Below are 9,152 nucleotides of genomic sequence, written 5' to 3' on the forward strand. Positions count from 1 at the left end.
GAATATGAAATATGCTATGATAATGATCGTGGGGCTTTTGTCTTTTTTCTCTACCAATTCATGTTCTATAGAGGGGGAGGAGAATGATGAGACAATGGTGAATATGCAAATTAACCATTTTAAGCAAACCGCATTTGGAGTTGAACCGCAGTTAGTACTTTTAGTAAAGGAAGGCGATGAAATAGAAGGAGGGGAGTGGAATTATTTTTATGATGACATTGATGGTTTTGAATTTAAACCTGGTTATTTATATGACATTATGGTTTCTAAAGAGAGAATTGAGAATCCACCTGCAGATGCTAGTTCTTTTAAATATAAGCTAGAAAAAATAATTTCTAAAGAAGCGGTAGGCAGTGACGAAACATTTGACATTAGGTTGAAATGGGGAGGTCATAATTTTGTAAAGGTCACAGATGATCATATTTCTCTTATGAATGAATCACGTATTAATTGTGGTGATCTGTGTGATGATCTTATACAGCAATTGGACACGAGAGAAGAAATATCGGGAACTTTTTCGCATGGGCCTAACAGCGAATTAAGGTTTATTGAGCTTCAATAGAAAAATCGCTATGTAGCCTGTATTAATCTTTTTGCAGCAGCGCCATATAGAATCCGTCATAACCACTTTCATGAGATAGAATTTTTTTCTCTCTAAGCAATTTAAAACTCTTGCCGGTCTCAGTTTTTAAAAATTTCTGAATTTGCTTATCATTTTCTGATGGTAAAATGGAACAGGTGGCATAAACTAGTTTCCCTCCTTTTTTGACAATCCTTGAATACTTTTCTAAAATTTCAAGCTGTGTATTTCTAATCTTTTCCAGAAAGTCTGGTTGTAATTTCCATTTAGCATCAGGATTTCGGCTTAATACTCCCAGCCCACTACAAGGGGCATCAATTAGAACCCTATCGGCAGAATCGTAAAGTTTTTTGATCACTTTTGTAGAGTCAATACTCCTAGTCTCCACATTGTGTGCTCCAGCCCGTTTTGCCCTACGCTTTAATTCCTTTAATTTATTGCCGTAGATATCCAATGCGATAATCTGGCCTTTATTTTCCATTAATGCGGCAATATGCAGGGTTTTACCTCCCGCACCGGCACAGGTATCTACTACCCGCATCCCAGGCTGAACATCCAGAAATTCAGCTACACGTTGTGAGCTGGCATCCTGAACTTCAAAAAAACCTTTTTGAAAAGCATCGGTTCTAAATATATTAGCACGTACTTTTAATTCCAGTGCCTCCGGATAATTCCGAAGATTTGATGTTTCAATTCCTTCTTCCCTGAGTTTGGAAGCCAATTCCTCAGGATTAGTTTTAAGTTTGTTAGCTCTTATAACTACCGGAGCCTGTTCATTAAGGGCATGAAGTTCTTTGGTCCATATTTTTTCTCCCAGTTCCTTTTCACCAATTTCGTCCATCCAGTCTGGAACAGATTCCCTGAATTTTCTAATTCGGCTTAATTCATCAAATTTTCCTTTGATGCGCCTTTCCGGAGTTCCGGAAAATTGCGGCCAATCTGGCAACTTTATACCTTTGAGCACACACCATACAGCGAAAATCCTAAAAAGGTCTTCTCTTTTGAAAGGTTCTTTCACTTCAGCTATTTCGGCATACAATCTCTTCCACCGAACGATATCATAAGTGGTTTCCGCTATAAAACTACGATCGCGAGAGCCCCATCTTTTGTCTCTTTTCAGTGTCTTTTCAATAACCTTATCGGCATAATTTCCATCATTAAAAATTTCGGCTAAAGCATCAACGGTTGCAAAAACAAGATTCCTGTGTAGGCGCATAAATATTCTTTAAAGCGGCAAAGTTACGGTTTTTTGGATCGGAATAATTTATATTTGATTCAAATTCCAACCATGAGAAAAATTAGTTTTTTATTGATTTTACTTGCCTTCGGCTGTAAAGATGCTTCTAAAGAAAATGATAAAGATGCTGTTGAGAAGGCTCCTCAATTTTTTGATTCTGTTGAAACTGAAGTAATCCTCGAAGATGATTCTTTAAGTGTACGGGCAATCGAGGTGATAGGGCAGAATCTAGCCTTCGCCGGTAATAAAGCAACTTATGGATTATATGATTCAGCAAATAATAGCTGGAAAACCAATCTTCAGAAATTTGATAGCATAATTCCTGAATACAGGGCAGTCGCCAGTACTTCAAATGACTTTTTTATGCTAAGTGTGGGAAACCCAGCCCTGCTTTATAAAACAGGAAATTCAGGAAACATGGAGCTGGTTTATAAAGAAGAAAATGAAAAGGTATTCTATGATGCTTTGGCCTTTTGGAATGATAAGGAGGGAATCGCCATTGGAGATCCAACGGAAGCTTGTATTTCTATTATTATTACCCGAAACGGGGGTGAAAGTTGGAGGAAACTGGATTGCAAAAATTTACCTGAAGCTGCAGAAGGAGAAGCCGCTTTTGCCGCCAGCAATTCCAATATAGCTATTGAGGGCAATAATACCTGGATCTTGACAGGAGGTATGAAGTCCCGGATTCTTTATTCTCCTGATAAAGGAAAATCGTGGGAGGTATTTGAAACACCTCTTTTGCAGGGCAAACCAACCACCGGAGGTTATTCCATGGATTTTTATGATGATAAAAACGGCGTTATAATAGGAGGTGATTATACCAACCCGGAAGGAAATACAGCAAATAAAGTTGTAACTAAGGACGGCGGAAAAACCTGGGAATTACTAGCAGAAGGAGAGGAGCCGGGTTATAAAAGCAGCGTGAGATATGTTCCGAATTCTAAAGCGAAACAATTAGTTGCCACCGGATTTACAGGGATTCATTATAGCAAAGATGCCGGACAATCCTGGGAAAAATTATCTGATGAAGGCTTCTATTCCTTGAGGTTTGTAAACGATACGCTGGCATATGCAGCAGGAAAAGGTAGAATTGCGAAATTAATATTCCGTTAAAAAGAAATAATCCGACAGATAAATAATCTGCCGGATTATAACTACTAACTAACCAAAAAACTAACTATGAAACGTTCTACTATTCACTGCTATCCTTGCGATCGCGTTTTGAACGGTATTCTTTTATAAGCTTTTTATGGAATTCATCTTCCAGCTTATGTAATTTAATAATATCTTTTGCTGAAATGATCTGTTTCAGCTCTCTGAACAATTGTTTCTTAATTTTATATTCTTCGCTTTCAACCGTTAGAAATTCATCAAGTAGATCATTTGCTTTGGCTTCATTGATGCATTCTATATTTTCAAACTCTATATGCTCCCTTTTATGGAGTTCTCTTCTTTTTGTTTCATATTCGTTATAGATGGGCCAGAATTTTTCAGCGAGCTTATCGTTTAAATTCAGTTCCTGGGTAAAGAATGCCACCTTCAGAGCCTTTATTCGTTCCCTTTGGGCGTCTTTATCTTCTTTCTGACTCATCATATTAGAGCTGAAAAGAATGACAAATAATATTAAAACAATTTTCTTCATAGTTTATTCCAAAATATAAGTAGGATCTTCAATGTTTTCATCAATATAATCAAACACAGCATCTGAATTTATCGCTGTAAAGTCTGAATCATCAATAAGCTTACCATCTTTAAATATAAAATCTGAAACTTCTACTGGATTTAGTTCCATATAACCCATATCATAACCTTCGTCAATGTAGTTTTCCATAGCCGAAAGTTCAATGTTATCCCATCCTATTGGCTGAGTACTTTCAGTATTAAAGAAATTACCAAGCATAAGGATAAAGAGAGCTGCCACAGCTGCCGCATAATAGAAATACTCCTTTTTAAACAATTTGATCACCTTTGGTCGATCTTTACTTGTCTTAGCGACAATCTTATCTTCCAGGGAATCAAAATAGCCTTCTGGCACTGAAAAAGCTTTACCTTTAACCGGGATATCCAAATATTTAGAATCTTCCAGGCTATTCATCATCTTTTCGTCAAAGTTTCTGAAATAATCCTCAGGTACCTTGAAACCAGAATTTTGCGAATATTTAGAGGTATTGTTTTTCATTAATTCTATGACTATCTAATTCTCTAATGGTTTAATTTGATTTCAGATATTCTTCGATTTTTTTTGCTGCAATATGATAAGAAGCCTTGAGAGCGCCTTCGCTGGTTTTTAGAATTTCTGACATTTCTCGATATTTTAGTTCCTCAAAATATTTCATATTAAATACCTGCTGTTGCTTTTCCGGGAGCCTGGCAATAGCTCTTTGTAATTTTAGCTGAATTTCATCCCCTTCAAAATATACATCGCTTTCCAGGTTATCAATGATCTGATTTTGTAATTCTTCAGAAGTAATTTGAAGTTTCCTTGACTTTTTATTTAAAAAGCTAATAGCCTCATTCGTCGCAATACGGTACATCCAGCTATATAATTTACTATCCCCTTTAAATTTACCAATATTTTTATAAACCTTTAAAAAAGTATTCTGTAAGATATCATCGGTATCATCATGATTTTTTACGATGTTCCTGATGTGCCAATAAAGTCTTTCCTTATATTTTGATATAAGTTCTCTAAAAGCTTCCTGAGAGGAAGAGGCATCCTGAAGTCGGCTGACGAATTTATCTTCGGAATTTTGCAAAATTGGAGAATTACTGCGATGTAAAGATATTGAAAGCTTTAGGCTTAAAAAATTAATATTTATAAATTATAATGAAGGAAAAAGATTACAATTACTACTTTTTTAACCGATAAAAGGTAAAATTAAATGGCAAAAAGCATAATTTTTTTGGCTGCTAACTTTCTTTGACATATATTTGAAATATAAATGATTTGATCTTTTTTTGCCCCTATAAAAAATTGAATTAGATCGCATTATTTCCATTTGCCCCAAAATGGAAATAATTTGATAAAAATGGATGATATTTTATATCATCCATTTTTTATTTTTATCCGCTTTCCCTATTTTTAGGTAGTACACTTAAAACTGATATTATGAAATTTATTAGCACGTTTTCACTTTTGATATTTTTGATTTTATCCCCCACTTTAAGTGCTCAGGAAATCGATGAAGTTAGAGTAGGGGAAGTATTGAAAATAGGAATTTCAGATACTTATGAGTACTCTGATGTTAAATTTCCGAAGGCTAATTTTATAATTAAAAAAGGCGAAATAGTAAATTATAAAAAACTGGTAGGAACCCTCGTGGAGGTTACAGAAGTTAAAACCAATAATAATGGGAATACTGTTGTGATCTTAAGGAAAAAGAACGGTGAGAAATTTTTCGGTAGTTTTCCTGAAATAAGAGCAAATTATAAAGAAGCATTAGCATCTGGTGAATTATCCAGAAGTTAATTAAATGTAGTTAATCAAAAGATTGCATCTCTACCAACTTTCTATAGGTTCCGTTAGTCGATATAAGTTCCTGATGTTTTCCCTGTTCCACGATTTCGCCTCTTTGCATCACAATAATATTATCGGCGTTTTGGATCGTAGATAAGCGGTGGGCAATTACAATGGAAGTTCTATTCTTCATCATATTTTCCAAAGCTTCTTGAACCAGTTTTTCACTTTCTGTATCCAGGGCAGAGGTGGCCTCATCCAGGATCATCACCGGTGGATTCTTTAATACTGCTCGAGCGATGGATAATCGCTGTTTTTGTCCGCCACTAAGTTTGTTTCCGCTATCGCCAATGTTCGTATCGAGCTTTTGAGGTAATTCCTTCACAAACTCCCAGGCATTTGCAATTTTCAAGGCATGTATGATCTCTTCATCTGAAGCATCTTCCTTACCTAATAATATATTATTTCGAATGGTATCATTAAAAAGAATAGAATCTTGCGTTACCAGTCCCAATAAATTCCTAAGCGAAGACTTTTTTATTTTTCGAATATCTATTCCATCTAATTTTATGCTTCCGTCGTTAACATCGTAAAATCGGGTAATAAGATTGGCAATCGTAGATTTACCCGATCCGGACTGACCTACTAGCGCAATAGTTTTTCCTTTTGAAACCTTTACACTGAAGTTTTTCAATACTTTTTCCTTCTCGTAACTGAAGCTTATTTTCTCAATGCTGATCTCTTTCTCAAATTCTTTTTTGTCAATAGCATCTGGTGCATCATTAATTGTTGATGGCGTTTCCAGAACTGCCAAAATACGTTCTGCGGCGGCATTCCCTTTCTTAACACTGTAAGATGCCTTGGAAATTTGCTTTGCAGGAGTCAATATATTGTAAGCAAGTCCTAGAAAAGCAATAAATGTGGCAGCGTCTAATGTTCCTTCTACCAGTACCATATTTCCTCCAAACCAAAGAATGATCACAATGACAAAAATTCCCAAAAATTCACTTGTAGGCGAAGCTAAATTTTGCCTGTTTACCAGTTTGTTCAGGATATTCTTCAATCGGTTGGTAGAATCCTGGAAACGAGCGTAAAATCTTTTTTCCGCGTTAAAACCTTTTACGATCTTTAGACTGGAAAGCGTTTCTTCCACGATGCTTAAAAAATGGCCGTTTTCTTCCTGAGCCAGATTAGATTGTTTCTTTAACTGCTTTCCGATCAGAGAAATTATAAAACCGGAAATTGGCAAAAATACAAAGACGAACAAGGTCAGTTTTGCGCTCATTAAAAGCATGGCAATAATAGTAAAGAGAATCGTGAGTGGTTCCCTAACGATTAATTCCAGAATTGATAAAAATGAATATTGTACCTCATTTACATCTGCCGTGATCCTGGAAATAGTATCTCCTTTTCTTTTTTCAGAAAAGTAAGAAATTGGCAGTGCGAGTATTTTTTTATACATGGCGTCTCTTAAATCCCTTAATACGCCGTTTCTAAGAAAAGTAAGAAAGAAAGAACTGAGATATCCAAAAAGGTTTTTTAGAAAAAACAAAACCACCACAATTCCGCATATAAACACAAGAGCTGCAACTTCATCTTCATTCACCCTTTGAGTGACCTCGTAATTAAAATAATCGGTAAAATAATCCTTAATTCCTCCAATGCCATCCCACACCGGTTTTTTAGATTCCCTTTTGGTCTTATCAAATAAAACCTGAATAACCGGGATTAAAGCAATAAAAGAGAGCGTACTAAAAATTGCATAAAATATATTGCAAATAATATTTAGTATCGCATACTTTTTATAAGGCAATGCGAATTGGAGTATTTTCCGGAAGTAGGTCATTTAAAGTAAGTTATCCCAGTTTTAGTTCCTGTTTGATCCGGGCAATTTTATCACTCAATTTCTGGTCTTCAGCAGCATAGTTTTCAATACTATCAAGATCTGAATTCACACTTATATAGAATTTAATTTTGGGTTCTGTACCACTTGGCCTGGCTGCTATTTTAGTCCCATCTTCAGTATAATAAATGAGAACATTGGATTTTGGAATATCAATGCTATTTTCTGTATGATCCTGAGTGTTTTTAGCAATCGATGTTTTATAATCTTCAATCAAAACCACTTTCTCGCCATCAATTTCTTCCCAGGGATTCTCTCTAAGGTCGATTAACATTTGCTTTATTTCCTGTTCACCTTCAATTCCTTTTTTAACCAGGGAAATAAGTTCTTCTCTATATAGGCCGTAATTTTTATAAAGCTCAAGTAGTTTTTTATAGAAGGATTTACCTTCAGCTTTCATTTTTGCTGCAATCTCACAGGCAAGCAGGGTAGCGGTTACCGCATCTTTATCCCTTACAAAATCACCCACCATATAACCAAAACTTTCTTCTCCACCTCCAATAAATTCTAATTCCGGGTGATCTTTTATAAGTTTCGCGATCCATTTAAAACCGGTAAGGACTTCCATGTATTTTACACCATAATCTTCTGTAAGGTTCTTCAGCATGGGAGTGGAAACAATGGTAGAAGCTACAAACTCATTACCTTTTAATTTCCCTTGTTTCTTCCATTCATCCAGTAAAAACCAGGTCATCACCAACATGGTTTGGTTTCCATTAAGAAGGATCATTTCTCCATTGAGATCTCTAACTGCCACGCCAAGCCGATCACAATCAGGATCGGTTCCAATAACGATATCAGCATTTTCTTTTTCGGCTAATTCCAGCGCCATTTTCAGAGCTTCCGGTTCTTCCGGGTTTGGAGATTTAACCGTGGGGAAATTACCATTAGGCTCTCTTTGTTCTTCCACAATATGAACATTGCTGAAGCCTGCTTTTTCAAGTACTTCTGGAACCATGGTAATAGATGTACCGTGAAGAGAAGTGAAAACGACCGTTAAATTTTCCCTTGCGGAAGCTTTCGTGTCAAAACTTCCATTTTCCACAGAAGCTTCCGCAAATGCTTTATCCACTTTTGAATCAATCTTTTCGATCAGCTCCTCATTGGCCTTAAAGTTTATGGCCGAATATTCCAGGGCATTTATTGTATCTACCAGTTCTGTATCTTGTGGTGGCACTAACTGGCCGCCATCTTCCCAATAGACTTTATATCCGTTATATTCTGGTGGATTATGGCTCGCGGTTAGAACAATTCCGCATTGACAACCTAATTTTTTTACCGCAAAAGACAATTCCGGAGTAGGCCTTAATTCTGAAAACAAAAAGACTTTGATACCATTTGCTGAAAAAACATCAGCAACAACTTTTGCTAGTTCCTGACTGTTATTTCTACAATCATAAGCAATAGCTACTTTTATCTCCTTATCTGGAAATGATTTTTTGAGATAATCTGAAAGCCCCTGGGTATTTTTACCGAGGGTATATTTATTGATGCGGTTTGTTCCCACGCCCATAACGCCACGCATACCTCCGGTACCAAATTCGGCATTCTTATAGAAGCTTTCTTCCAGTTCTTTGGGATTTTCTTCAATAAGCCTGTTAATCTCAGACTTGGTATCAGCATCAAAAATATCAGTAAGCCATGCTTCGGCTTTCTGAAGGATTTCAGGTTTGTTCGTAGCCATAATTAGATTGTTTTGCTAAGCAAAAATAAGGTTAATCCTTGAAAGGGACTAAATATTGGAAGTGGTTTTCTTTATAAGATATCGTTCTTTATCTCTTTTGGATCGAAGAATGAGTTCGCCCAGGAATCCCGCAAGAAAAAACTGGGTTCCAATGATCATTACTGCTAAGGAAATATAGAACCACGGATTTTGAACCACCAGGATATTAGGCATCCCATGGTATAATTTATAAAGTTTGGAAAGCCCTATCCAGCCAGCGGAAGTAAACCCAATGATAAACATTAAAAC

General features: G+C 36.1%; 9 protein-coding genes and 1 pseudogene. 3 read left to right on the forward strand and 7 right to left on the reverse strand.

Going from position 1 to position 9,152, the window contains the following annotated elements; all coding sequences use genetic code 11:
• Positions 1-4: 4 nt before the first annotated feature.
• Positions 5-562, forward strand: coding sequence for a DUF4377 domain-containing protein (locus tag Q1K34_RS15540; protein ID WP_300440901.1), 558 nt, complete (start codon positions 5-7; stop codon positions 560-562).
• A gap of 22 nt (positions 563-584) precedes the next feature.
• On the opposite strand, the gene Q1K34_RS15545 is transcribed toward Q1K34_RS15540, so the two are convergent.
• Positions 585-1,796, reverse strand: a complete 1,212-nt coding sequence (locus Q1K34_RS15545; RefSeq protein WP_300440903.1) for a methyltransferase domain-containing protein — start codon at positions 1,794-1,796, stop codon at positions 585-587.
• 72 nt (positions 1,797-1,868) lie between these two features.
• Here Q1K34_RS15545 and Q1K34_RS15550 point away from each other — a divergent pair, with 72 nt between their 5' ends.
• Positions 1,869-2,933 carry an oxidoreductase gene (locus tag Q1K34_RS15550; protein WP_300440906.1) on the forward strand — a complete coding sequence of 355 codons (1,065 nt, stop codon included), beginning with the start codon at positions 1,869-1,871 and terminating at the stop codon, positions 2,931-2,933.
• Positions 2,934-3,012: 79 nt separating this feature from the next.
• Here Q1K34_RS15550 and Q1K34_RS15555 read toward each other — a convergent pair whose 3' ends face one another.
• The 3 genes from Q1K34_RS15555 to Q1K34_RS15565 are packed head-to-tail and all read right to left on the reverse strand — an operon-like array spanning position 3,013 to position 4,576.
• Positions 3,013-3,462, reverse strand: coding sequence for a hypothetical protein (locus tag Q1K34_RS15555; protein WP_300440909.1), 450 nt, complete (start codon positions 3,460-3,462; stop codon positions 3,013-3,015).
• A gap of 3 nt (positions 3,463-3,465) precedes the next feature.
• A complete protein-coding gene (locus Q1K34_RS15560) occupies positions 3,466-3,999 on the reverse strand; it encodes a hypothetical protein (RefSeq protein ID WP_300440912.1) in 534 nt (177 codons plus the stop codon).
• Between the two features lie 31 nt (positions 4,000-4,030).
• Positions 4,031-4,576: an RNA polymerase sigma factor gene (locus Q1K34_RS15565; RefSeq protein WP_300440915.1), complete on the reverse strand. Its 546-nt coding sequence runs from the start codon at positions 4,574-4,576 to the stop codon at positions 4,031-4,033.
• A 353-nt stretch (positions 4,577-4,929) separates the two neighbouring features.
• Here Q1K34_RS15565 and Q1K34_RS15570 point away from each other — a divergent pair, with 353 nt between their 5' ends.
• Entirely contained in the window at positions 4,930-5,289 is a 360-nt protein-coding gene (locus Q1K34_RS15570; protein WP_300440918.1) for a hypothetical protein, read from the forward strand.
• A gap of 10 nt (positions 5,290-5,299) precedes the next feature.
• Here Q1K34_RS15570 and Q1K34_RS15575 read toward each other — a convergent pair whose 3' ends face one another.
• The 3 genes and pseudogenes from Q1K34_RS15575 to Q1K34_RS15585 form a co-directional block, all read right to left on the reverse strand.
• A complete protein-coding gene (locus Q1K34_RS15575; protein ID WP_300440922.1) occupies positions 5,300-7,123 on the reverse strand; it encodes an ABC transporter ATP-binding protein in 1,824 nt (607 codons plus the stop codon).
• A gap of 10 nt (positions 7,124-7,133) precedes the next feature.
• Entirely contained in the window at positions 7,134-8,864 is a 1,731-nt protein-coding gene (locus Q1K34_RS15580; RefSeq protein WP_300440925.1) for a phospho-sugar mutase, read from the reverse strand.
• Positions 8,865-8,912: 48 nt separating this feature from the next.
• Positions 8,913-9,152 (reverse strand): annotated as a pseudogene (locus Q1K34_RS15585) (glycosyltransferase); the annotation flags it as partial.

Source organism: Christiangramia sp. (assembly GCF_029937855.1).
In the GTDB taxonomy this organism is placed as follows: Bacteria; Bacteroidota; Bacteroidia; order Flavobacteriales; family Flavobacteriaceae; genus Christiangramia.

Excerpts from the sequence above, each read along its gene's own strand:
- Q1K34_RS15575 (WP_300440922.1), bottom strand. The coding sequence starts at position 7,123 with ATGACCTACTTCCGGAAAATACTCCAATTCGCATTGCCTTATAAAAAG.
- Q1K34_RS15545 (WP_300440903.1), bottom strand. The coding sequence starts at position 1,796 with ATGCGCCTACACAGGAATCTTGTTTTTGCAACCGTTGATGCTTTAGCC.
- Q1K34_RS15560 (WP_300440912.1), bottom strand. The coding sequence starts at position 3,999 with ATGAAAAACAATACCTCTAAATATTCGCAAAATTCTGGTTTCAAGGTA.
- Q1K34_RS15570 (WP_300440918.1), top strand. The coding sequence starts at position 4,930 with ATGAAATTTATTAGCACGTTTTCACTTTTGATATTTTTGATTTTATCC.
- Q1K34_RS15580 (WP_300440925.1), bottom strand. The coding sequence starts at position 8,864 with ATGGCTACGAACAAACCTGAAATCCTTCAGAAAGCCGAAGCATGGCTT.
- Q1K34_RS15540 (WP_300440901.1), top strand. The coding sequence starts at position 5 with ATGAAATATGCTATGATAATGATCGTGGGGCTTTTGTCTTTTTTCTCT.
- Q1K34_RS15550 (WP_300440906.1), top strand. The coding sequence starts at position 1,869 with ATGAGAAAAATTAGTTTTTTATTGATTTTACTTGCCTTCGGCTGTAAA.
- Q1K34_RS15555 (WP_300440909.1), bottom strand. The coding sequence starts at position 3,462 with ATGAAGAAAATTGTTTTAATATTATTTGTCATTCTTTTCAGCTCTAAT.